This window comes from Acidovorax sp. 1608163 (genome assembly GCF_003669015.1).
In the GTDB taxonomy this organism is placed as follows: Bacteria; Pseudomonadota; Gammaproteobacteria; order Burkholderiales; family Burkholderiaceae_C; genus Acidovorax.
In genome coordinates, this window is record NZ_CP033069.1 from 2,308,077 (window position 1) to 2,332,348 (window position 24,272).

At 54.8% G+C, this 24,272-nt stretch carries 16 protein-coding genes and 1 pseudogene; 4 read left to right on the forward strand and 13 right to left on the reverse strand.

Features of this window, described 5'->3' with window-relative positions; genetic code table 11:
• Window positions 1-44: 44 nt before the first annotated feature.
• From EAG14_RS10365 to EAG14_RS10380, 4 genes are all read right to left on the reverse strand, one after another.
• Window positions 45-383, reverse strand: coding sequence for an MbcA/ParS/Xre antitoxin family protein (locus EAG14_RS10365; protein ID WP_162995959.1), 339 nt, complete (start codon window positions 381-383; stop codon window positions 45-47).
• A gap of 1,152 nt (window positions 384-1,535) precedes the next feature.
• Window positions 1,536-1,745, reverse strand: coding sequence for a KTSC domain-containing protein (locus tag EAG14_RS10370; RefSeq protein WP_121728798.1), 210 nt, complete (start codon window positions 1,743-1,745; stop codon window positions 1,536-1,538).
• A gap of 22 nt (window positions 1,746-1,767) precedes the next feature.
• Window positions 1,768-3,549 (reverse strand): ATP-binding protein, encoded by a 1,782-nt coding sequence (locus EAG14_RS10375; protein WP_121728799.1) that lies wholly within the window; start codon window positions 3,547-3,549, stop codon window positions 1,768-1,770.
• Window positions 3,542-4,717 (reverse strand): SIR2 family protein, encoded by a 1,176-nt coding sequence (locus tag EAG14_RS10380; RefSeq protein WP_121728800.1) that lies wholly within the window; start codon window positions 4,715-4,717, stop codon window positions 3,542-3,544. The genes EAG14_RS10375 and EAG14_RS10380 overlap by 8 nt, the downstream gene beginning before the upstream one ends.
• Before the next feature lie 792 nt (window positions 4,718-5,509).
• Here EAG14_RS10380 and EAG14_RS10385 point away from each other — a divergent pair.
• Window positions 5,510-7,911: pseudogene (locus tag EAG14_RS10385) on the forward strand (DNA polymerase II).
• A 170-nt stretch (window positions 7,912-8,081) separates the two neighbouring features.
• On the forward strand, window positions 8,082-9,341 hold the full coding sequence (locus EAG14_RS22765) for a hypothetical protein (protein WP_162995960.1): 1,260 nt from the start codon (window positions 8,082-8,084) through the stop codon (window positions 9,339-9,341).
• Between the two features lie 75 nt (window positions 9,342-9,416).
• Here EAG14_RS22765 and EAG14_RS10395 read toward each other — a convergent pair whose 3' ends face one another.
• Window positions 9,417-9,854 carry a helix-turn-helix domain-containing protein gene (locus tag EAG14_RS10395; RefSeq protein WP_121728802.1) on the reverse strand — a complete coding sequence of 146 codons (438 nt, stop codon included), beginning with the start codon at window positions 9,852-9,854 and terminating at the stop codon, window positions 9,417-9,419.
• Window positions 9,855-10,032: 178 nt separating this feature from the next.
• Between EAG14_RS10395 and EAG14_RS10400 the strand changes: the two genes are divergently transcribed.
• A complete protein-coding gene (locus tag EAG14_RS10400) occupies window positions 10,033-10,473 on the forward strand; it encodes a hypothetical protein (protein ID WP_121728803.1) in 441 nt (146 codons plus the stop codon).
• Here the strand turns inward: EAG14_RS10400 and EAG14_RS10405 are convergent.
• The 8 genes from EAG14_RS10405 to EAG14_RS22780 form a co-directional block, all read right to left on the reverse strand.
• Window positions 10,470-10,772, reverse strand: a complete 303-nt coding sequence (locus EAG14_RS10405) for a helix-turn-helix domain-containing protein (RefSeq protein ID WP_121728804.1) — start codon at window positions 10,770-10,772, stop codon at window positions 10,470-10,472. The genes EAG14_RS10400 and EAG14_RS10405 overlap by 4 nt on opposite strands.
• Window positions 10,773-11,181: 409 nt before the next feature.
• Window positions 11,182-12,000 carry a hypothetical protein gene (locus EAG14_RS10410; RefSeq protein WP_121728805.1) on the reverse strand — a complete coding sequence of 273 codons (819 nt, stop codon included), beginning with the start codon at window positions 11,998-12,000 and terminating at the stop codon, window positions 11,182-11,184.
• A complete protein-coding gene (locus EAG14_RS10415) occupies window positions 11,997-13,229 on the reverse strand; it encodes a hypothetical protein (protein WP_121728806.1) in 1,233 nt (410 codons plus the stop codon). Before EAG14_RS10415 ends, EAG14_RS10410 begins: the two co-directional genes overlap by 4 nt.
• Window positions 13,226-13,897 carry a hypothetical protein gene (locus EAG14_RS10420; RefSeq protein ID WP_121728807.1) on the reverse strand — a complete coding sequence of 224 codons (672 nt, stop codon included), beginning with the start codon at window positions 13,895-13,897 and terminating at the stop codon, window positions 13,226-13,228. Before EAG14_RS10420 ends, EAG14_RS10415 begins: the two co-directional genes overlap by 4 nt.
• The gene (locus tag EAG14_RS10425) at window positions 13,884-17,588 is read right to left on the reverse strand and encodes an ATP-binding protein (RefSeq protein ID WP_121728808.1); all 3,705 of its coding nucleotides are present in this window, start codon (window positions 17,586-17,588) and stop codon (window positions 13,884-13,886) included. The genes EAG14_RS10420 and EAG14_RS10425 overlap by 14 nt, the downstream gene beginning before the upstream one ends.
• 530 nt (window positions 17,589-18,118) lie before the next feature.
• Entirely contained in the window at window positions 18,119-19,906 is a 1,788-nt protein-coding gene (locus tag EAG14_RS22770) for a hypothetical protein (protein WP_162995961.1), read from the reverse strand.
• A 37-nt stretch (window positions 19,907-19,943) separates the two neighbouring features.
• On the reverse strand, window positions 19,944-20,942 hold the full coding sequence (locus tag EAG14_RS22775; RefSeq protein WP_162995962.1) for a hypothetical protein: 999 nt from the start codon (window positions 20,940-20,942) through the stop codon (window positions 19,944-19,946).
• A gap of 50 nt (window positions 20,943-20,992) precedes the next feature.
• Window positions 20,993-23,104: a hypothetical protein gene (locus EAG14_RS22780; RefSeq protein WP_162995963.1), complete on the reverse strand. Its 2,112-nt coding sequence runs from the start codon at window positions 23,102-23,104 to the stop codon at window positions 20,993-20,995.
• Window positions 23,105-23,390: 286 nt separating this feature from the next.
• On the opposite strand from EAG14_RS22780, the gene EAG14_RS10430 reads away from it, so the two are divergent.
• Window positions 23,391-24,203 (forward strand): SDR family NAD(P)-dependent oxidoreductase, encoded by an 813-nt coding sequence (locus EAG14_RS10430; RefSeq protein ID WP_121728809.1) that lies wholly within the window; start codon window positions 23,391-23,393, stop codon window positions 24,201-24,203.
• Window positions 24,204-24,272: the final 69 nt, after the last annotated feature.

Here is a 24,272-nt window from a genome sequence, read left to right on the forward strand (position 1 = left end):
GGAGGCAGGGAGATAGGGGTAAGAGCCGGTGCTGCTCACAGCCGTCAGGCCCCTTGCGGAGCTTCCATGCTCTGCAGGTATGCCAAGACAGCCTTCATGCCTTCTTCAGTCTGCATCAGCGATGCAGGGGTTCCTGCAAGGGCGGTGTTGTGCGAGGCAATCCACCGTTTTGCGGCCTCTGCGTCCAGGCCCACGTTGGTTGCCAACGCTTGGTGGATCTTGATCAGTGTGATGGCCCGTTGCCCATTGGGTGTGTCTCCTCGGAGATGTTCGACGCCTGCATCCATGGCGGAGATCGCTTGTGCATCAAGGTGCAGCACTTGGGCGATTTTAGCATTGGCCAAGCCCAGCTGTTCGCCCGCTCTCAAAGCGCCTTTGGTCAAGACCTGATCATTCGTCATACGCCTGAACCCTCATTTTCACCCCCATTCGTGCCAGTGTACCCACCCGTTTCCCAGTTGAACTGGTCATCAAATTGGCGCACATCAGCTATCGCGAGCTGGTACGGCTTACCGGCGTGGCGTTCTTGCCGACTGCGGGCGGGCACGCGCTGAGGCTACATGCCAGAGCTCACTGAAGACGCTTTCTGGGGCCCCACATGGCATGTGATCGCACGGCATGGCGCACACGGCTGGACAGCAGCTTGCCGTCAACGACTTTGACGGGCTTGGGGTGAATCACGATCTCTCCGTCTCGCACTGCAAAGAAAACCCGTTGCCCCACTTTGAAGCCGGAGAGTTTTGGAGAGAGATGAACTGTGTCTCCTCGCACCATGGTGGTTGTGTGGGACACCTTGGGCCGAGTGAGGGATCGCAGGTTGCGTGAAGGATTGGTGGACACGGTTTAGCTCCAGAGAGTGCTCACCAGAGCGTACGGGGGATGCGCGCTGAAAGCAATCCAGCAGCCCCTCGTTTCTCAACGTAGAGCGGGAAACACCGCGAAACCAAACCTACCGCGCTCAGGCTGGGTTAGCCGATCTGGTCCGTGAGGGACAGCGTCCAAATTGACAGTGACCTACCGTCTATTTCTACGTCATGAGCGCAGCATTGATGCGCTACGTGAATTTATTTGGTTGACCCGAACGCTATAGGTTCATTAGGTAGATTGGCAGAACGGGGCTTTGAGAAACGATCCACATTGATGATTTAGCCCTAGCCCAGTCGAAGTGGGGTTGAGGTGGATTTTGGTCTCGCAAGTAGCTTAGCCCTTCTTCCTAGTTGGGCCAGTAACCTCCATATGGCCCAGACTTACGTCATACCGAGGGGACTGCTTCGCAGCGATTGGGGCTACTCATGCCAGCATGGCGAAGTACTGCCAAGTGGCATATAGCAGTCATTCCGAGCTATAAGACAATGTATTTCCCAATAACTGTTTTCTGATGAGTGCTGACCACTGATCGGCTGGTTAAAAAAGGGGGGCTGAAGCCATGCAGACATGAGAATAAAGCAGTTCTATTGAACTGATTTATCCACCACACCTAAAGAAGCATTGGCTGCTTTCCAGTAAATCGAGCACGATTACCCTTCACAGAGTCTTCATATTTCGGTGTATGGATAAGAATTCTTGATATTCGTCGCGTGATAGCTACCAACCGACGACGCGCTCCTGAGCTCATTGAAAACGTTTTCAGGGACATTGGAGTAGTCGTATGTCCTGTTCGACTTGAACTCGATGCGCAAAGTGCTTGAGCTTGAGTCATAGCCGATACGCTCGATGTTCGATGAGTCAACAAATTGCATTTCCATAGTTCCTCCTGTTTGGTAAGTTTTACTTTGGTGTGGCACTTGGGTCTTGATTGCGCCACGCAGAAACTAGTGCCGAATAATCCTCCTCGCCAACCGCCTTCGACCAGCTTGAAGCGACCACCGGGTCTTTGCTATCAGGGAAATGCCCTTCTCGCGGCAGCTTGAACCGACAACGCATCGGCAACCGGGCAGCCTCGCCAGCGATTACAGCCTCCCCGGTCCGAAGCACTGGCAAGCTGTCCACGATCCCGGATATCCCCTCCGACATAGCCGACTTCACGCGGCTACGGTCCGTGGCGTTATTGATCCTTAAAGCGAACAGCGTCCCGCACTGAGACAAAATTGTTTCATCGATTTCGGATGGCCTTTGGCTGACTAACATCGCGCCGACACCAAACTTGCGCCCCTCCTTCGCGATTTTCTGCACCATGCCCTTAGCCAACCCGACCGTGCCAGCTGACAAGTAGCGGTGAGCCTCTTCGAGCACCAGTAGCACCGGCCTATTTTTCATACCCTCTTTGTAGTTGCGCCCCCACAAAGCCGACTCGAAAATAATGTCTAGCACAGACCCCAGCAGCAAATCCAAGCGCGTTGAAGGCATGCCTGAGAGGTCGAGAATTGTGATCGGCTTGTCGTGACCCAGCCAGTTCTTAATGAGCTCTGAGAGATCCTTTTTCACCTTCAGTTCGGCGTCGGGCTGCCAATCACCGGGGCTCATAAAAAAGGAGAATTGATTATCCAACAGGCGGGATCGCATCAAATCGAGCTGCCTTTTCATCATGCCACCATTGCCTTTATGTGGCGCGGCCTTACCAGCGCTAGGCGGCTTGAATTTAGGCGGACTTAAGGTCTCCGGATCCCCTTTGTCTGTGAAGGATGGCAGCGTTTTTTCTTCGTCGTCCCAGTTCGCGTTGTCGTACACCATCATGTCATGCCAGATCTGCTTCAGGTTAAACGGAATCGGCGTATCCGCCGTAATCCGCCCCAAATCAATTCCGGCGACAGCATTGTTTTTGATGAACGCTAGCTTCTGTTCCACAATGCGATCAAAAATCAAACTCTTGTTACCCTCCGATATCGGGCCGCAAAGAAAATCGATCAAATTTTCGGATGAAACGCACCAATAGGGAATATGAAGCTTCGTCTCCCCTTCCTTGGGGATAACCGAAAAAACGGAGGCGATATCTCCCAGCGCTGCCGAATACTCTCCATGGATGTCAATCAGCACGATCCGCGCAGCGGGGTAACTGGTCGCCCCATGCTCGTCCGTCACGATGGACCTGAGTAGGCTGGACACGCTGGTGGATTTACCGGAGCCTGTCGACCCCAATACGGCGGAGTGCCGGGTCACGAGCTTGTCCAAGTCGATGCTGACCTTAATACTGTCCGAGCTCGAAAGCGTGCCCACGACGATTTGGCCGGAGTCCGCGCCGCCATAGATCTTTCTAAGGTCGGTCTCCAAGACCAGATGGGCCTCGTCGTTGATGCTGGGGTATTGGCTGATGCCCCGCTCGAACTCGTCGCCAATCGTTTCACCCACCAACTCGATCTTGATCCAGCGCCGATCCGTCTCATGTGTGTCGCCGATCTCGTCAACGCTAGAGGATTCGCTTGTCTCTGCAATCAGGCCATACAGGTTGTTATACCCTTGGGGAATTCTGACGAAACTTCCCACTTGACCCACACGATGAGTTTTACCGCCAATGATCAGTAAGCCCGATTTCACTTGTGGCGCCAGCTCAACCGTTAAGGACGATCCTGCCACGGCGCTAACACTGCCCAGGTAAGTCGGCTCCTTATTCATCGGTGGCGACCTCAGGCGCGGACTCTATCGCTTTGGTCTTTCCGCCGCCGGACATGGCGAGGAATCGAGCCAATAGCTTGAAGTCCCCCAACAAGAACTGGCCTTCCTTCCAGTACTCCGCGCGGATAACTTCCCAATTTTTGCTGGGAGGATCGCCCAGTTTCCAGGGAGCCTTGATGCCGTTGATGATCGCGCCATCCCGGCAGTAGACGCTTATGTTGGGGCAGCGCGACGCCAGATCCGCTGCATGGACCTCTTTGTCAAGATTTTGGTACTGTAACGCGATCAAGGCAGAGGAAGGGTTGGCAGACATGCACTCGCTCAGCTTGGCGGAGATATGTGCGTCGGCGAACGAGAAGCCCGAGCAGATCAGCAAGGTGTCCGGCTCAAGCAAAAAATTCTTCAAACGCTCAAACAACGACGAAAATGGCGCGGACTGAGTTTGGTCGTACTTGATATGCGATGGGTACACCATCGTGGAGCCCGCGTCGGCGTTGCTGCGAACGATCTCTCCGCTGTCGCTCTTTGACCAGCCAATGGAGCCGTGCAGCTTCCACAAGCGCACCCAACGCTTGGGCAAGTCGTTATTTGAAATGCTGGACGGATCGAAGAACGGAACCTTGGAGCCGGAAAAACCGTCGAAATATGGCGTCTTAACGCGTTCCATCGCCTCCTCAAAAAGCAAGTCATAATTCGTGGTAAAAATTTCTACCGGGTGATTGCGATTGATGCCATTGATCCAAGAGATCGTATCGGAGAACGGATTTTCTCCCGCTGGCAAATGCTTGCTGACTATTTCATAAATCAACGCGCATATTTGTTGGGACAAGGATTGGAAGCCCTCCGCGTTAAGACCGCAGACCTTGGATTCGCCGATCACCTCGGCCAGCGCCCGAATGCGCGATAACGCTAGTTCGATGTTCGAGTTCTGAATTTGTTTTTCGACCTCTTTAAACGCTTCCTTAAATTCATCCTTGAGGCCCGCCCGGATCAACTCCGTTAAGCCTGCAACATTAGGGATCAAAGGCTCGTAGGCACCTGCCTTGCCGACGTTCACGCTGACGGGAGCGCCCGCGCCGATCAGTATTCCTATCTTTTTTCTCCCATGGGAAATGATATGTTTGAAATCGAAAATATACTGATCTGGATTGTGAACGGTATTTGTCAAGGCTACCCTTAAATAATAGGTTCTGGAAATTTGACCATTATCAAAAATAAATCGGGCACTTTCATTTTTTAATTCTTTTATCTACGCTTCGTGCCCATGTACATCTCGCAACACATGATGTGTTATACAACCAGACAGACCGGAGCAGTGTCTTCTCTAAGTCAACTAAGCGGATGAAGTGACATGCGCGCAACACTTTGCTCCATGGTTTATTGAAGTGCTCTGCCCTGCTATGCAATCGGTTTGCGCTCACTACTTGGCTTGCGCGGGATTTGATTCGACCAGCCTATCTGAGATAGGCTGCTTTTGGTCGAGACCACCATCTCAACGAACGTCAAACCAGTGACTGGTGCTCTATTAATTCAGTTGATGACTTTGGAATGTAGAGCGGAGTTTCAGGAGCGCATCTTGGTGTCTGATGCACGCATCAGGAGTCATTGGGATTTCTGTGGCAAGCGGCAGCAATCAGCCTGAAGCGGTCGGCCGATACAGACGCTCTCCTTCCCGCAGACAAATCTCCGCCCTGTGGTGCAAGATGTCATGAAGTAGCGTGGCCAGTCACGTAACTTAGCAGTACCACCTCAAAGCCATGCCCAAATACGGCGCAAAAACGCAGGGGCGGGTCGTGCGGGCCGGAATACATAGCGGCAGGGCTTGTCCATGACGTTCTCCTCGTAGGTTTTTAAAATACTGTATATAAAATCAGTATTTTGTACAAGAGCGTGCCGAAACCTCTCAACCCTCTCGCCAAATTCTTCAGAATCGGCGCGGTAGCGTCCTTCGCCTCACCTGATGTCCTCTGCCCCCACACCCACCGAACTCCGGGGCTTCCTCCTCACACGCAACTGGCGCGATCTCCCAGACGGCACCGAGATCGAATACTGGCTGGCCACCGACCAGGGCCGAAGAAAGTACTTCTGAAGCAGCAGACTTCAGTCGCCTTCCTCCCGGTCCGATACAGGGCAGCTGCACATGTCCCGCTGGCGAGCCTGCAGGACCTAGAGGTCAAGGAGCTCGGTCTGAAGACGTTCGACCAGGATCCTGTCATCGGTGTCTACGCCCGCAGGTTCCGCGATCTCGGCAAGCTGGCGCGCGCACTCCAGCCACTGGGGATCCCGCTGTACGAAGCGGATGTGCGGCCGCATGACCGCTACCTGATGGAGCGGTTCATCACAGCTGGTGTCCTCGTGGAGGGAGGCCAGCGCGAAGACTCGACCATCATCGACGGCAGATTGAAGCCCGCGTCCGGTTGGCGCCCGGTGTTGAAAGTGGTGTCGCTGGACATCGAGACGAGCGCTACCGAAGAGCTGTACTCGATCGCACTGGATGGCGCGGGCGACCGGGTGGTCTTCATGCTGGGGGAGGCGCCAGTGCCAGCTTCAGAGTCGACGCCAGCTTTATCGCCGATGGACTTCAGGCTTGTGTACTGCCCAACTCGCCAGGAGATGATCGAGCAGCTCAATGCCTGGTTTGATGCCCATGACCCGGACGTCATCATCGGCTGGAACGTGATCCAGTTCGATCTGCGGGTACTGCAGAAGACTGCCGATGCAAACTCCGTGCAACTGCTGCTCGGACGTGAACGGCGTCCCATCGCGTGGCGGACACACCCCGGCCGGCAAGGCTACCTGTTCGCTCCAATGCCCGGACGTGTCGTCGTCGATGGCATCGAAGCGCTCAGGGCGGGCATGTGGAGCTTCCCGTCGTTCAGCCTCGAAGCGGTCTCGCAGACACTACTCGGCGAGGGCAAGGAAATCGGAGACGCCTACGACAAGATGGCCGAGATCGAGCGGCGCTACCAGGAGGACAAGCCAGCCCTGGCCAGCTACAACATCCGCGACTGCGCGCTCGTCCTGCGCATCTTCGACAAGCTGGAGTTGCTGCCGTTCGTGCTGGAGCGAGCTCAGACGACAGGCTTGCAGATAGATCACTTCGGAGGCTCCATCGCCGCGTTCAGCCATCACTACCTGCCACGCATGCACCGCCTGGGCTACGTGGCGCCGAACGTGGGTGACATCGCCGCCAAGGCCTACCCCGGCGGCTATGTGATGGACTCCACCCCAGGCTTCTACGACTCCGTCGTGGTCCTGGACTACAAGAGCCTGTACCCCTCCATCATCCGGACCTTCCTGGTGGATCCCGTGGGCCTGGCCGAGGGAGAGAGTGCCAACATCCAGACCGGCTTGGTCCAGGGGCCGCAAGGCACGCTGTTCTCGCGCGAGAAACACTGTCTGCCCGACATCGTGACCACCCTGTCAAATGCCCGGGACGAAGCCAAGCGGGTGCGAAACCAGCCCCTGTCGCAGGCCCTGAAGCTGCTTATGAACTCCTTTGCCGGTGTGCTGGGCGCGTCCGAGTGCCGCTTCTTCAATCCCAAGCTGGTGTCTGCCGTGACCCTGCGGGGCCACGAGGTGATGAAGCTCACCCGGACGTTCGTGGAGCAGCGCGGATACCAGGTCATCTACGGAGATACCGACTCCATCTTCGTCTGGCTCAAACGCACCCATGCCAACGCAGAGGCGCACGCCATTGCAGCCGAACTGGTGAAGGAGATCAACAGCTGGTGGACAGGCAAGCTGCGGGACGAGCAGCAGCTGGAGAACTTCCTCGAGATCGAGTTCGACACCCACTACGCCAAGTTCTTCATGCCCACCATCCGAGGCTCGGATGTCGGCAGCAAGAAGCGCTACGCTGGCCTGAGCGTCGATGAAGAGGGGCGCGAGGAGATGGTCTACCGTGGGCTGGAAATGGCCCGCAGCGACTGGACCCCGCTGGCGCGCCAGTTCCAGGAGGGCTTGCTGTCACGCATCTTCCACGGAGAGCCCTATCGGGCGTTCGTGGCCGACTATGCGCGATCCATGCTGGATGGCCAGATGGATGCGCTGCTCGTCTACCGCAAGCGTCTGCGCCACCGGCTTGATGCCTACGAGGTCAACGTGCCACCCCAGGTGCGCGCGGCGCGCATCGCTGACGCACACAACGCGAAGTTGGGCCGTCCGCAGCAGTACCAGCATGGTGGCTGGATCGACTACGTGATGACGCAGAGCGGCCCCGAACCTCTGGAGGCCCGGCATTCGCGCATTGACTATGAGCACTACTTCGTCAAGCAACTGCAGCCCATTGCTGATGCGATTCTTCAGCCGTTGGGGGAAAGCTTTGTGGCGTTGACGAGTGCACAGAAGGTGCTGTTCTAGGGGGGCAGGGAGAGCAAAGCGACTGGAATCCCGCACCCCGTGCTCGCCATCGTCACGAGACAGGTCAATGCGCGCCAAAAAAGGTTGCATTTCGCTGGAGCATCTGGGAGAAACACGTTGGTCGCGGATGGTTGGCGGGCCGCTTACTAAAAACCAATATGGAGGGATCTATGACACTTCGATTTGCATCAGGCGTTGGGTTGTCGGTGTTTGGGCCGACAACAACGAGCCTGCTGAGTTCAGCAACAGGCAAGCGCCCCAGCTTAGAAAAGAAGGACGCAGCGTCTTCTGCAACCTCTGCTTCGTTTGCGACCCGGAGCAATGTAGTGACAAGGCAAGTTCTCACCATTGGATTGCTTGCCACCAGCGTGCTGCAAGCCCATGCTTTTGACCTTTCGCCCAAGGGAACGCGTTATGACCGTGACGCCGTTAAAGCATGGGCTCCTTCATGGCTAGATGGGATTCTTTCTTCTTTGGCAGAAAAGGGACTACCTCGATTCAAGCAGTCGGTCCACGAAGAAATCACCCACCGGGCTTACGAATGCAACTTTGAGGGCGTTGGCATATGTGGCAATCCAGATGCTGAGTACGCCACACCCCACGTTATTGCTGGCGTCCGATGGAACGATGATCCGCCGTTTCAGTTGAAAAGCGACCAAGCCAGGGGTACATCTTGCAAAACCACTTATGCGGATGGGCGACCGATGACCATCAGGTTCATCACCCAGCCTCGCTGCTGGGGTGAGTTGTTCCTCGCCGCAGAAAAACAGATCAAAGCGAATCCAGAGAACGCTTTCAACGCCACCAACCAATCTGCGCTACCGCTGCGCTCCCATTTTGGCGATCTACAGTTCATCCACTCGATGGCGTCTGCAAACGGCGAGTACCCAGCCGAGACGCGCAGGAAAATTTTAAGCTGGGCGGAGTTCACATGGGGAGTCGTCAGCGGTGACTACCAGCTTGGCACTTGGCTCAAGGATGTCAAGCTACCGGTCGTTGAGCAGTTTTTTGGCACGAGCGGGTGGAGGGTGCAAGAGCTGTTTACGCTGGGAGACCCCAGCCTGCGCGCTCACCTGGGAGACATAGCCTTCGGGAGTCTGCTGCACATGGTAGAGGATAGCTTCGCTGCAGGTCACGTCGATCGCATGGAACCCGCCAGCGGCGAGAAATGTGGGGGGAGCCAACACCGCGCGCCTGGCCCTATTCAAGAGTTTCATTCCTACACCCACCAGGACTCAGCCAAACATGCAGACGCCGACAGCCGCACGGCATTCGTCAACAACCGCTTGACCCCTGACGTGGTGGATGTCGGAAGAACACTTATTGCTCTGCGCGACGCCAAGGCGGGCTGGACGGAGGTCGGCCCGTATCTTGAATGCGTCTATCGACTAACGCCAACCGCGCGTAATGCCACCGCAGGAAATTTCTGAGCCTGGCACCGATATAGGCGCCCCATTACGAGCGGGACCCAAGCCGCTAATTGTGAGCAAGGACGTTCCTGCTCCTCACCAAAGGCCCCGCTTGTTCACTTGAGTAAGTGCACGGGTGAGTGCGTCCAGAGTCTCGGGCTCTGCAAGCACCTCAGGTACTTTAAGCATTGGTGGCATCGGGGAACCAGACACTTCGAGGGTCCGCTGGAGAACCTGCTGCATCAAGCTGGTCCGAGGGACAAACATGTAGTGCACTTCGCAATCTAGACCATGGGCTAAGCGAGCGAGGGTGTTGAGCGTGATGGTTCCGCCCTCCTCCGCTTGCTCCAGCTTGCGGACACCTTGCGCCGTCACACCCAATCGCGCCCCCAGCGCTTTGGAACTCATGCCCAGTGCCAATCGGATGGTTTTTGTCCAGCCGCACCTGGGCGTAGGACCACGCTGCAGTTTCGCGAAATCGCAAAACTGGCGATCAAGTTCGGCCAAGCGGGTGAGATCCAAGCGGTTTTTCAAGGCAGTCCAACAAATGAGGCAACAGGCTGGTTGCCCGATTCAGGGAATTAGGCAACCGGTAGCTTTCCATTTGGCCGTGGGCGCGCTTCCCACGTCTGAACGGCATGTGTGTTCAGCTATCTTCGCACGCCACGGTCTCAAACGGGACCAACTAGTCTCATATTAACTGGAATGGCGAATGATGCTGCGTTTGGAAAAAGCGACTCTCGGACAATTTGGAGCACAGGACATGATGGACTTGATCACATCCGGAGGATGGAAATCAATTTTGCCAGATGCTCTTGAAGACAAGAAATTGTTGTTGATTTCTGAACAGCTCAGAGATCTTCTTTCAGGGGTCGGCTGGCATGAAGACTATGACCCCGCCAGTGCAGCCTTGCCTCTTGCGCTGCTGCTCCTATCTAAAGCAGGAGCCGAAGGCCCTGAAGGTCGTCTGGCAGTTAGCATGGAGACTCTGCAGGAGTCACTGTACTTGCTAAGCACCGCAATTGATCGAGAGATAGTCAACCGAATGCTTCAGCGGAATGACGCCACGCCTATTGGCGGTGGTCTACTAGAAGGACTTCAACTGCTGGTTCTGGACTCAAGGAAGAACGCGCAGCCCTCCGTGCACATTTAGTCTGAGGAGATCTTCTTGAAGTCTGCCCTAACCGTTTTGAGAATTTCACTGACGGATGCGGCGTCAAAGTCCGGACAGTATGCAGCAGCAACAAGCGTCAAAGGATGGATTTGCATCTGTTCGGCCAGCACTTCGATGGTACGGATACTGGGAACCTGATGCCCCTGCTCGATACGACTGATGTGACGGCGGCTAGTGGCCAGCAGCATGTCTTCCTGAACCAAGCCACGCGCCGCGCGCAACTGTTGCAGCGCTCGACCAAAGTCGGCTTGGGGTGGAACACGCTTTCGGGAAGACATCCGCCCGATTTCCGCGCAATGTGACCAAAAAGACCACGACCAACTAGTCTCATTGGCTTGCAATGCCGGGAGAAATCTTCATCGCGTTGGAAATCTGCCCAGGATTGAGCATCATGCCTATCCTGCTTTTGGGACTTCGATGGGCGCCAGGTGCAACAAGGGGCTCTAAGTCAAATTAGTCCCAAACTGCAATCGGTTGTCTTTGGGTGTCCGATCTTGGCTTTACCAGCAGCTTTGTAAATCGCGCTGTTCGGTCGATGAGCGCACAGGCCTTACACCGAGAATCGGATCACAACTGGCAACTCGACTTCGACCGCGTCAATGACACAAATCCGGACGGGCGATTACGCCAGCGAATAAGACATGGGTAATACTTGCCTACCGACAGCGTGTTTGCACCGGGGTGAGACTACTCCGCGCCGAGCTCTCGGCCGGGAAAATGCTCCTGATCGAGCCCCATCTCAACCCTCTTCATGAGCCCCCAAGCGAGCCCCACGTCGCCACCTGCAGGCTGGGCTTCCAGATGAGGCCGTGACACCTCCACGGACCCCAGATACAGAGTCTTCCTCCGCTGCGCCCTGACAGCCACTTCCAGACTGTCCAGCGGCGGCAAGCACAAGGCCTCACGGCGTGGCATTGAAGCGGCCATGGACAGCCCCTTGGGGTCGAAATCAAAGAATGCCAGCACGGGACGATGGTCCTGCACCAACAGCTCGTTCGCCACGTCCGTGCGGAAGTACCCTGGCGCTCCCCGGAACAGCGCCAGCGCGAGGCGCCCCTTGAGGAATCCCGCTAGCCATTGGTATTCGTGCAACCGCAGCATGGGCTCCAGGTTCTCGCAGAACACGAGAACCTCATAGGGCAAAGCCAGCGCTTGGCGCATATGCATGCACAGCATGCCGCCCTTGGGGATCTGAACCCCAGGCAGGCCCAGTGGCACCACCGCCACCAGGCCCTCAGAGACGCGCTGGGAGCCCCATTTCTCAGATTCACCAGGTTGCACCTGACTGCGCGGTATCGGCTCCACCTGGCGCGACGGCTCAAAGCCCCGCGCCTTGAGCAGATTGCGCGCCATTTCAAAGTCTCTCTGGGTGTAGACCACCCTCCTCCCCTGCACCTTCCCGATGAACTCGACGTTGAGGAAGTATTCAGCGGTCGCGCTGTAGGGCCGGGAAGGTGGCTCCGCCTCGATCAGCCGCCTCAGGAACGTCACCTGCTGCTGGTTCATGCCTTCGTGGGCCCCGCAGCCGAGGCCGGGTGGACCATCGCATCGTGGAACCGGTGCCGGAACCGCTCACCAGGGCGCGCGGGGCTGGAAACCACCTCCACACGGTATTTCTGCTCCCGCAGTGCGAGAACGGCAAAGCCCAGCCATATATGGGGCTGCAGGGTCTTGGCAAGGTCGTCGGTCTCGCGCCATTCAGCCAGCGAGAACTTGTCGGTAGCGCGCTTGGCGGCACCGGCCAGCCTGTCCAGCGCAATCGCGGCGTCGGACTTCTTTTTCACGGGCCGCTCGTCTACCACCCGCTTGAAGCGCTTGATCTCCTTGGGTTGGGGCTCTACAGGCTGTGGAGGGAGTGCCGCCACCTCCTTGACCATGGCTTCCACAAACTGGTGGTCGGTGTCCTGGGGCTCGATCTGGGGCACGAAGTCGGGCAGGCGCGCGGCCAGTAAGAAGTTGGGGATGGGCGCTGAAGGGGCCAGCTCGAATCCCAGCCATGAAGGCTGCTGGCGCATGAGCAGGTCCAGGCGCGCGAGATGCTTGTGGCTGTCCTCCACCTCCCTGATGCGGAAGATCTCCCGCGACAACTGCGCCTGCATCTCGGCCATGGCGTGCTGCCAGGTCTGCAGGTGAGCCTGCAGGTTCATGCGGACGAACTTGGCCAGCTCGGGCATCCCGCGAGCGGTTGCTTCGCTCTCGATCCTGTCAAAGACGCCAGCCATGCGCGACATGTCTTGGGCTAGGATGTTGGCTTCGCGCTGGTAGAAGCGGTTCTGCGACTTCTTAGCCTCCAGCGTGCGCACATTGCCGTAGCGAGTGGACAGTAGCGTGTGCAGGTACAACAGGTTGCGCTCCACGCTGTCACCGATATCGAAGACCGTGGATTCGATGGTCTCCACGATGTTCTCCACCGCGCTGTAGTCCTTGGCTCGGTACAGATCGTCCACATCGTTCCAGAGCTGATGCGCCTGGCTGATGCGCGAGCCGATCTCGGCCAGGGTCTGGTAGGCCGGGAAGAGCTGCAGGTGGTCGTTCAGGAAGTCGCGCAGCTTGGGGTGCAGCCGATATCCATCCTCCCCCGCGGGGCGCAAGGCGTTGGCCTGCCGCAGAGCCCCCACGGACGCCTGCGGGGCATCTTGCGCCGGCACGATGATGCCGTCGCGCCGGGTTTGCTCCACCACATCGGCATGCTGGTAGAGCGTCTTCAGTACGTCCTTGATTGGGGAGGAGGTCATGCAGCCCCCGCTTCGGGAGCCTCAGCCTCTTCCAGCCGCGTCTGGGAGTCGATCTGGTCCACCACCTGGTCATCAGAGATGTGAGGGGTGTTTTCGTTGATGAAGGCAATGAGCTGCAACAGGTAGTCCACCTTGCCGGTGAAGGTGTAGCCCTTGCTCACCTCGTTGGTCTGCTGCAGGTAGCCCGCGTCCTCCAGGATCTTGAACATCTTCTGGACGCGAAACACCGTTGCACCACTGTCCGTCACCCGGTTATCGGCGAGTTCGCGCATGTCGGCCAAGCGCCGCTCCAGCGCGGAGGAGTTGCGTACCGCCTCGCTGATCTCGGTCAACCACACCACGTCGCCCGCGTGGAGCTGCGGATCGCTCCCCTGCGCCTCCCGCAACAGGTTGAAGAAGCCTACATAGGGCATCAGCCGGTGGCGCACCGTTTTGAGTTCCTCCCGGATGCGAGCACGGGTGTCGGTGGTGGGCGATTCGTCATAGGCCATGAAGAACGCCCCCTCGTCGTGGAGACGCGCCAGCCGATACCCCACGGCCGACAGCCATTCCTGGGCCTGCTGCTGGCCTTCCTGTGTCGCCAGTGCCTCGTACTCACTCTCAAACCGTACTTGGCAGACAAACTCACCCTCGGCGAGCAGCTTGAGCGCGGATTTAAGCGAGTTCATGCTCGGCCTCCAGTTCGTGGGTCTCGTTGGTGAAGATCGCCCCGGTGTTCTCGAACAGGCTCAGGCGCGGGAAGTGGCGCGCGAGCGCAGGATCGACACTAGGGCTGGCGCTGATCACGTCGATGTTGTTCAGGGCCAGGGTCTTGAGGAACGCGCCGACGTTCTTGGCGTCAAACCGGCCCAATTCGTCGGTCACCCACACCAACCGGACCGGCGAGGAGCCCCGGATCATCTGCACAAAGCCCATGAGGAACATGGCCGTGATGAGGGCGGAATTGCCGTTGGACGACACTGCGCGGAACTCCTCCTCATTGCTGATGACGGAGCGCTTGCCGTTCTCGTAGAGGCTGAATTCGAGGCGAACCTGCTCGTTCAGGTCCACCTGCACCCCACCATCGGAGCGCAGGATCTCCTTGTACTCGCGCACCAAGGCGGTGTCCTCATCCGAGGGCAGCTCCATGCCGACACGGGAGTACGCGCGCCCTGTGAGCGAAATCGTGGGGCTCTTGTCCCGCATCTTGCGCAGCACCGAGAGGAAGGCCTGCTGGCCCACGCTCGATGTGACGCGCACGCTCAGGTTCTTGAAGCGCTCGAAGTGCTCGGCAGTGGCCAGCGCCCTGCCCAGCTCGGTGTTGAAAGTCGCCACCAAGCGGTCGAAGGTGTCCAAACGGCTCACGAACACGCTGGCGTTTTCGAAGAAGCCGTTCATCTGGTGGGTGAGCTGCTCGATGAAGCTCCCGCATTCAGTGCGCTCAAACCAGTCGCACAGCTGCTCCGCTTCGAGCCACAGGTACTCGTGCTCAAGACGGGTCTGCCGGTCGGGCAGCTCCTTGCGCTTGAGCTTGAGCCAGTCATTGGGCCCGCCCTCCTTCTTCTCAAACTCGTTGCGCAGGGCGAGGACCTCGCCACGCAGGGCCGCAGCCTCATCCACCAGCGTGCGGAGTTTGCGAGTCACCTCCTGGTCGAGTTCCAGCATGGGACGCCCGATGTAGGCGCTGCTGGGCACAAAGTCGAGGAAGTCCTTGAGCTTTTGGTCGCACAGTTCCTGAAGGCGCTGTGCGTCAGAGGTGGCGGTTGCAATGCGCCCGTCGAGGGCATCAAGCACCTCCTTGGCCTGCTTTGTCAGATCATTTCGGCTGGTTTCCAGATTCCCAAGGTTCTGTGACGCCTTGAGATAAGCGGTGTGCAGTTCTCCCACCTTGCGCCGGGTGGTTTCAAAGTGAGGTAGCTCGTCCTTACAGAATTTCTTCCACGCGGCCACCTCATGCCGGTTGTTGGCAATCGCATCAAGCTGGTCCCGCAGCCCTTTCAGTTCTTCCTCCACGGCATTGATGCGCACGGTATCGAGCCCCATGCCAGAAAGCTTGCGCTCGTAGTCCCGTTTGGCGTTGGACAAATCGTTCTTCAGGGTCGCTTCAACTTGCAATGCCTCGGCATCAAGCTTGTTGATCTCCCTCTTCGACTCGGCTTCAAGGGCATCAGCCTTGAGCTTGTACCCGGCGTTGATCGCTTCACGCTTATTCTTGACGCCTTCGCGGATGGCACGTTCTTCATTGCCAAGCGCGTTCAGAACCGCACTCAAGCCATCAAGGTCCTTCCGAGCCTGGGCCTCTGCAGCGCTACGCTCGGTCTTCACAAGGCTGTCGAGGCGTCCTTTGTCTTTGACCGCAGCATCAAAGGCCGACTTCGCCAAACCAAGGTTAGCTGCCGCCCTGCCGTGGTCGGTACCGACCTGCTTCAGCTTCAGTCGGGCTTTTTCCGCGTGGTCAGCCGCTTTGTCCACCGACGCGTTGATGTCTACCAGCTGGACTTTTGCCGTTTCAAGCTGGTGGCGCACCGAATCCATCGAGAACCACTCAGGCAGGGGTAGCTCCTGAGTGCTCACCGTGGCATTGCCGACCACCACGGCCCCCTCCTCGCCTCTCTGTGCGGCTGGGATGTCCAGCATCGCAGGGGAGAGGTCGGTACGGTGAATCACTGCCTCAGCGATCAGCTTGCTGGCATGGGGCCATACAGGGTCGTCGCTTGCACGGATGAAGGCGAGCAAGGAACCGGGTTCCGGGGTGACCTGGACGGTCAGGGCTTCAATGTGGGCCAGCAGCGCTTTCTGACTGGCCTCAAGACCCTCCACGGCCCTGATAGCCGCTTCAAGCTCACCGCGAGCCTGACCTTCATCTTTTTCGCGTGCCAAGGCGGTTTCCCTGGCTGTGTCGTGATCCTGGCGGCGCTGTTCGAGAATGGCCTCTGCCTCCTCTCGTGCAGCAAGGGTCTCCGGCGTGGCAGCGGGGTTTTTGATCTTTTGGGTGATCTCGCCTTCGCGGGTGGCCAGGCGGTTGCGCTCCTCGGCGATCTCGGCGAGCCTGGGGGGCTCCTCCAGCGCCTGCAAGTCCGCGTCCTTGGCTTCACCGAGGGCCAAACGCTTATCGACCCCCGCGCTTTGTGCCGTGGTTTTGCGATCAGCGATTTCCCTTTGCTGAGCCTGTGCGGACTGCTCGATTTCGAGACAGCGCCGTTCGTATTCGGTCTGGAGTGAACCCGATTCAGAGGTAAGGCGCAGATGCTCTTTTTCCTTGTCCCGCGCCTGCTGCTGCAGGGCGGCTTCCCTGGATTCATTGCCCGCAAGGGTCTTCGCATCGATCAGATCGAAGTGATTCTGGCGATTGATCACGGCCTGAAACGCTGCATTGAGGCGCTCCCAATCGCCATGGGCATCGGCCTTTTTCTGCTCGGCCTCCGTGATTTCGTTGCCCAAAGCACCAAGCTCCTGATCGAAGGCCTCTGCCTGGGACTTGCGCTCACTGATCAACCGTTCTTGGTCCGTTGCCGCCTGGGCGAGTGCTGCCTTGACGGCCACATGGAGCGAGCACAGCTCCATGTGAACACCTTTGATGCGGCCGATGCGTTCCTTCATCCGGTCAGCGTCGGGTTTGCGCTTCAAGATATCGGCCATGTGGGTGCGACTGTCCAACCAGGTTGTCACATCCTCCCGGCGCTGCTTGAGTTCGCGCACGTTCTGGCGCTTCGACTCCGTGGCCTGGTCCTCGGCCACACGCTCCAGCACGATATTCTGCAGGTCCCGAAAGCTAATCTTCTCGTTGGCCATCGCGGCTGCAATCTGGTTGAGATTTCGCAGGGGGCGAGGTCCCAAAGAGTGATCGCGGGCCAACAGCATCATCTGCTTGGCGTTCTTGCTGTTAATGCGCTCATTCAGGATGACGCTGCGGTATTCGTTGAGCTGCAGGACGGGCGAGACGTTGATATTGCGCTTGTGAAGCCGGGAGGCGAACTCCGTGCGCGTGACGAAATGGTCGTTTTCGTCGTAGAAGAAGGTTTCATCAAACCCGGCTGAGACGATCCGAAAGTCCGGGATGTCCTCGCCCTCCTTGGCGTACATCACCACCGTGCGCAGATGGGAGTCACTCTCTCGTTCGTACTCATAGGCAACAGCGCTGCTGGGGTCGGGTAACGTATGCCGGATCATGGACGCCTTCCCGGACCCCTTGAGGACCTGGGAGGGGGTTGCGCCGTAGAAAAGAGGGATCAGGCGCAGAAAAGTGGTCTTGCCCACCCCGTTGTCGCCCACCGCCAGAACACCGCCGCGTGGGTTCAGCTCCGAGATCCGCCCTGAAGGGTTGCTGTCGCTGGGGTTCCTGATGTTGATGGCGATGATGCGGCGAAGCTGATGGGGCATGTGGTTCGTTCCCTCAAATTAGTTTTTTCTTTGTGAATTCATTGTGCCTTGACTCGAACATCGCGTCGGGAAACCTATGCACCCCAACAGGTGGCAGCTGCCAACTGACTGGAGAAGAGTCGGGTCCGCAAGGACAGTCGTGACGCGTGTCATTCCAATAGGACACTTATGTCGTTGATTGCGACAGAACTCACCCTCTTCCGCCAGTAACGGCCGCAGCTAAGTGATTGTTTTTATTAGTTGCTCATTCGTGGATGAACAGGGAAACTCATGTCGGACAGCTATCACTTTTCAACGTGTCTCCCCGGGCACGTCAATCTGGATGAAGAGTCCCAGCTATTTGGCATTCGCCCTAGGTATGCTGGTTAGAGCTCTGCGGGAGGCCGAGTGCCTCGCTTGACTCTGGGCTTTGTCTGCTAACTGCATGAACACCGAAGATTCCATTACCCCAAAGTTTGAGGAAAACTATCCTTGATTCACACCTGTATTCCGCGTACCGACACGCCAGTAAACCCCAAAAAATCAAAGCTCTAATTAACGAACCTGTTGGTGAATCGAAAACGATTTCCTTCAGTCAATAAGTTCAATGTGTACACATTATTTGATTCAAAGCCTATTGAATACCTCACTCCAGACGGTGCAACGCCACCATAATTTCTGCAAAAGACCAACGCCGCATCCCTGATGGCTTCTAGCGCGCTTTCTTTGTCGCATCCCCAAGATTGCAAAATTCCATCCGGAGTGGTTGCAACAAAATTAAAAACTCTATCAAACAGGATGCATTTAATTTTGTATTTTCCATAATAAAAAAAAGACTCAAAAACTGTCTCCTTTAAAAAGCCACTCAGTCCACGAACCGCTTTGACCGAACTGAAATATGTCTCTTCCTTTTCATTAATTTCTACAGCATAATTGTTTCTGTATAGAGTTTTAAAATTTAATCCAGAAGCTACTGGTCGCAGCTTGATATCAAATGAAAAAGAGGCATTTATCATATTTTTTGCGTAGCCAACAAATAGAAGTTTTTCATATTTCTCGATCGAATACCAAGCTACTCTACCCTCTTTCCAATCAACATCTTTAGTCGTCCAGTCAGCCCAGTTTTCATCCATTGACTTCTCAACTTGACGAATCGCTTCTCCCCATGCGATCAGGCACACCAAAGCGGAATAATGATACTGGAGCCAGGTGTCATACCTATAGCTGACTGATTTTGTATAGGCGAATTTTTTCGGCTTTTCAAAAAAATTCTCAAATACAGATACGTAATTTTTATGATCATCATGCACTTCGCGCCTGGGCCATCGCCACAGATATGCATGGTTTTCAAGTCGGCGGGTCCATAACATCTCGAGAAATGCATCGCGCACCGGCTTTTTATCATAAAAATCTCTCGAAAGGCTGAAGGGATCTTTAGCCTGGCATGCCTCTACGACTTTTTGATCTAGATTTTCTTTTGCTTGCCTCCTGAGATGTCGCGACATTGCCCTATAAACGGAAAGTTGAGGATTAGTTTCAATTTCTGAATAATACTTTCCGACGGCATTTTTTGCATTAATTGATGTGCTCGCAGTGTATGGTGTCCAGTGCGCAATCGATGACTTTGCAGAACGCCAAAAATATTCTGATTTTTCAAAACAAGCCGGATATGGAATGCCTAAATCAGAACACCACTTCTCGGTAAGCGCGAGCTGTTCAATCGAATCGGGTCTGCTTGCTTCAATATTTACATGCATCTTCTCCGCATGATGCACCCATTGGGCGACCTCTGACCATGCATTAATTCCTTCTTGTGCTAGCGTTGGCTGTCTCATCGAATATGGTATTGCTCCCCATTTTGGTCCGCATCGACATCCTAAGGATCGTACTGCGAGTCCCATCAAGCCCATTTTTAAATCGCCACCACACCTTTCGCAATGACTTCGCAGTTCCACGTGATGGATGGGACACTCTACAACAAGTCTTATCGACATTAGCCATGTGTGGTAACCGAGTCGTATACATTGGGGGCAGCATCGAGGTCGTGCGCTGGCATGATCCAGATATAGCCATTGAGGAATTTGGTCTTTTAAACAAAAACTTGAAAACGAAGTGCGTGTCTCACCCAGAACGTCAGCTACGAGCGTAACAATCGCCGCACTACCCCCACTCCTTGCATCAATATCAATAATATTTTTATCTTCAATTTGAGCTATTTTATATATATCACCCTTGTGAAGATCATTTAACCAAGTCGCACGCAGCAAAGTGCTCCACAGCGATGCATAAGGCAACACCGATCCTTTGTACCATGTTAGAGGTTTGACGACGTTCAGCATTGAAATTTATGTATTTTGTCTTGAAATTTTTAAGATTCTATTTTTTCCCCCGCAACAGTCGTGGTGCTGCCGCGCCAACTATTGACATTAATTGCTTGTGTCCGCAGTAGATAACAACATCGCGAATGGATGATTGTGAAACAACTGAAAGGGGGTCGGCACCAGATGCAATTCTAAGAAGAAGATTTCGAGAAACTTGAGATATTGTTTTCATAGGGAATTCCATGGGGCCACAATAACCTGGCGGCAGTTCCTTAACCATGGTTTCCCAAATTAAAGTAGCACACTCAGCCATACGAAACCCCTTTTCCCATGCCAACGGCGCAACACCCTTGGTAAACGAAATTCCGGATCCCTTTGGCCAATCGGTGCCGGAGTCGTATCCCGTCAGCACAAATTCAAGCTCTTCCTCAGAAGAAATCCCTAAAAAGCGATACTGCGACAGCATAAATCTGGCCGCAGCATGCGCGCCACCTGTAAGTGCAAGAGCCATTGGTTGATCGAAAATCTGGACCGAGGCAATCGAAATTACCGTTAATCGAATTCTTTCCTTCTCCAATAGACTATGTATTTCAACCAACCACAACCACTCCCTCTCCGTCATCCCTTGTGACTCATCAATAACAAGAACGACAAAGCGCCCCCCTCCCTCGAATGCAAGGTGAACAACTTTTTCTATAAGTTGATGTTTCCGTTGCAAACTGGTGCGCACATCACCAGCCAAACCATGGTGAGCTGCATGCAAAAGACTTCCATACATTATTCCAGCAGAAATACATTCCGAATGACTCCAAATAATTAAAGGTATAATTTGACCGCATCTCTCGGTAAGCATAGACCCGAGCCAGTTATCAACCCCACTAGATTTTCCGAATCGGGAGGGGCCAAATACAACCCCTCCATCCATTTGGTCATCGAGCCATTGACCAATGCCCGAAACCATTGCGTTAATTGATGGGGTAAAAAGTGAGTAGTCCCGAGTTACCAATGGATGATCTTTAGGCAAGTGAGGTGGAACAAGAGGTGGATCCATCATGTATATCCGCCTTAATTTTTTAAATCTACATCACGAGAAATAATTAAAAATTACCAAGTTTTCGCCTTGCGCATCGTGAGTAGCACTGGCTTTTTGGGTGCGTCTGCTATGTGGGGATTTGTATTTTTTACAGTCTTTTTATTATTTTTCGTCACGATTTTTATATCATGAATCTCTGGAATTTCACATGCATCTTCGAGTCCATTGGAAGATTGTTGGGTGTAACTATTAAGCGATATGGGGTCAATGGAGGGGTTGATTGCAATATTTTCAGAGTAGGCTTGCAAAATTCTCCGAGTCTCAAGATAGGCAGGGTGGACGGGCAGTTTATTATCTCTTTGATTTTCACTATATTTAATTAACTCATCTACTGCATCATTTGAAGATGTTAAATGCAAAAATCTCTCGCTCGCAAGTGCACGAATAGCACTCCGGACATAAAGGGAGTGAGGTGTTTGATGCCAAGGAGGTGCAGCACGGACCGTGCATACATGCAGTCCTTCTTGAGTACTGACAGTAGCCCATCGTGCATCATCTTCATTTTCAATAGTCAGCCAGAAATTACCCCCCACAAGATCAAGTCGATGTGCTAAATCTTCGGATGAGTATTGGGCGTTTTTAAAATGAAAATGTGGACGACGTCCTGAATTTTTTCCTCCAAGCAATTTACATAGCTTTCTGGTGGCGCCAAGACGAGCGACTTGACGAGAGTCGGCTTTTCTAATGCAACATGAATTTTTCCTGCTCTTAAGAAATTTCATCTGAGCAAGAGGTGTGCGATAACCTAGGCCATGATGCGGGGTTGCATTGTAATTTGCAATAATGACATCTAAAAGCTCATTAAGATATTCAACTTGAAACTGAAGTTCGAAAGCTTTTTTTGCAGGATCACAATCGCCCTTTAGATCAGCTGGTTTTGATTTTGTTGAATTAGACAAATTATGCAGGCCAGATCCTCCGCCAGCTAATGTTCTAAAAAAAGTTTCAATAAATGGTCTGTCATCAAGACTTCGTCGCGATGAAAATGAATCTTGATCTTGAGGTTTTATTATTTTGCAATCAACAGTTTCTTTTATTCTTTTTTCAACTCGGGCACATGTATTTGCTAAAGCACCATCTACGCTGAACTCTTCCCAACACGCCCCCAAGAAATCTGGATCGACAGCTGAGGGGAAATTTGCTTCTGCACTGTAAGCAAATTCACCAAATGAAATTGTACGGCGACACCATTTTCCAAGAGCGTTTCGAACGGCGCGCAAAACATCCTCTGCCCCCACTTCTCTGCGCATGCTTAGATAATATCCAAGCACCGCCCGAGTGGATACTTCAATAATTACTATGACCCAGAGCCTATGAATTTTTCGTGGTTGATATCCTCCGTGTGGTGAAGGTACCATTACAACCATGCGCAAATCCAATTTATGCGCATCGCACTCCACGCGGTGGAATAAATTAAATATAGGTCGCTTTGTTCCGTCACCTGCACGTGACTTTTTTTGCGCATTCTGGCCACCTAGTATTGCTATGCTTTTTTTGGCGTTCTCGTTGAGAACCTTATTTATGAACTTGCATATCGTGGTGTATCCGCGCGCGGCAGTGTTAAAGGGCCATTCACCTCGAAGCTCAACTCCGTTTTCTTGAAGTTTTGAATAAAACCATCGTAAAAGTACTTGCTTAGATCTCCTCGTGCCCTCGAGACCTGTTGGTGTTTTTAAAATTCTTTCACGAAATTTTTGCTCTAACGTCCTGTTTTGCGGAGAAGAAAACAACCATTGCAGACTACCGGCGCTACCAGCGCCGCTTCCCTCAATAATTTCAGGAGTTGTTTGTCTTGTCCAAGGCGTGATCCGCATGTGAGGAATCAGCCCTCTCCACCCAAAAAGGTGCCCGTCGCGTGCCGTTTTAAGACAGCGCTCGCTAATGAGCCGATAGACCTGCGAGCGGCCCATGCCCCACCGCTGCTTTATTTCCTGAGCAGAGGCTCCGTCGAAATAGTCGAGCACAGCTTTTTTTCGGCGTAGGAAAAGCTCACGTCTCTCTTCCGTGAGAGCGTCCTCATCAATTTGACTCCAAGTTGAGGGATCAACTAGCTCTCCCGCTTGGATATTGAGTTGGATCTGACCAGCCCAAGCCGTGGAACCGATACGCGCTTTTTTAGGCATACACGCCTCCGAGTCCAGAAAATCTTCCGCTGGACGGTGGGTTGCAAAATTTTTACAACTTCACTTTTTTCGCTAATTGAACTACAACTAGTCTTCCGTTACAAGATGGCGAATCAATTGAATTGAGGCCATGCTGCGTAGTCAATAGACGATTTTTCAGAGCGTAGATAGTTACAACTTCTGTTTAGTAAACGGAAGCTTGCGATTGCATGCAGTCTGCCTCCTTCGCTCCTGTGCTGCATTCCAGACTCCTGTACGCGCTATTCAGCCGCTACCATCCACGCCCATGAACCTTACCAGCCCAGCACCTTCCGTCGCGTCTTCCGTCCACTTCGGCCATCAAGGCCGTGTTTGTATCGTCACGGGCGGTGCGCAAGGGATTGGCGAAGCCTGTGTGCGCCGCTTTGCCGCAGAAGGCGCCAAACCCGTCATCGTGGATGTGGACGACGCCCGTGGCCACGCTTTGGCGCAGGCGCTGGGCGCGCTGTATGTGCGCTGCGATGTGGGTGACAAGGCGCAGGTGGACGCTTTGGTGGCGCAGGTGCTTGCTGCCTACGGACGCATCGATGTGCTGGTGAACAACGCGGGCATCTTCCGCGCGGCAGATTTTCTGGAGGTGACCGAAGAAGACTTCGATGCGGTGCTTCGGGTCAACCTCAAGGGGTCATTCCTGGTGGGCCAGGCGGTGGCGCGGGCCATGGCGGCACACAATGGCAGCCGCGGTGGCGGCGCCATCGTCAACATGAGTTCGGTCAATGGCGTGCTGGCCATTCCCAGCATCTCCAGCTACAACGTGAGCAAAGGGGGTGTGAACCAGCTCACTCGCGTGATGGCGTTGGCGCTGGCGGACAAGAACATCCGTGTGAACGCCGTGGCCCCAGGCACCATCGCCACGGAGCTGGCCGCCAAGGCGGTGCTGACCAGTGATGAGGCCAAAAGCAAGATCATGAGCCGCACCCCCATGAAGCGGCTGGGCGAGCCTTCGGAGATTGCCGATGTGGTGGCCTGGCTGGCCAGCGATGCCGCAAGCTACGTCACCGGCGAAATCGTGACGGTGGACGGCGGCCGCATGACGCTGAACTACACCGTGCCCGTGTGAAACGGTGGGCGTCGTAGGTCGGTAGTTACTATGGTATTGATAGCTGCTAGCGCTTATTGATAAAGCGCT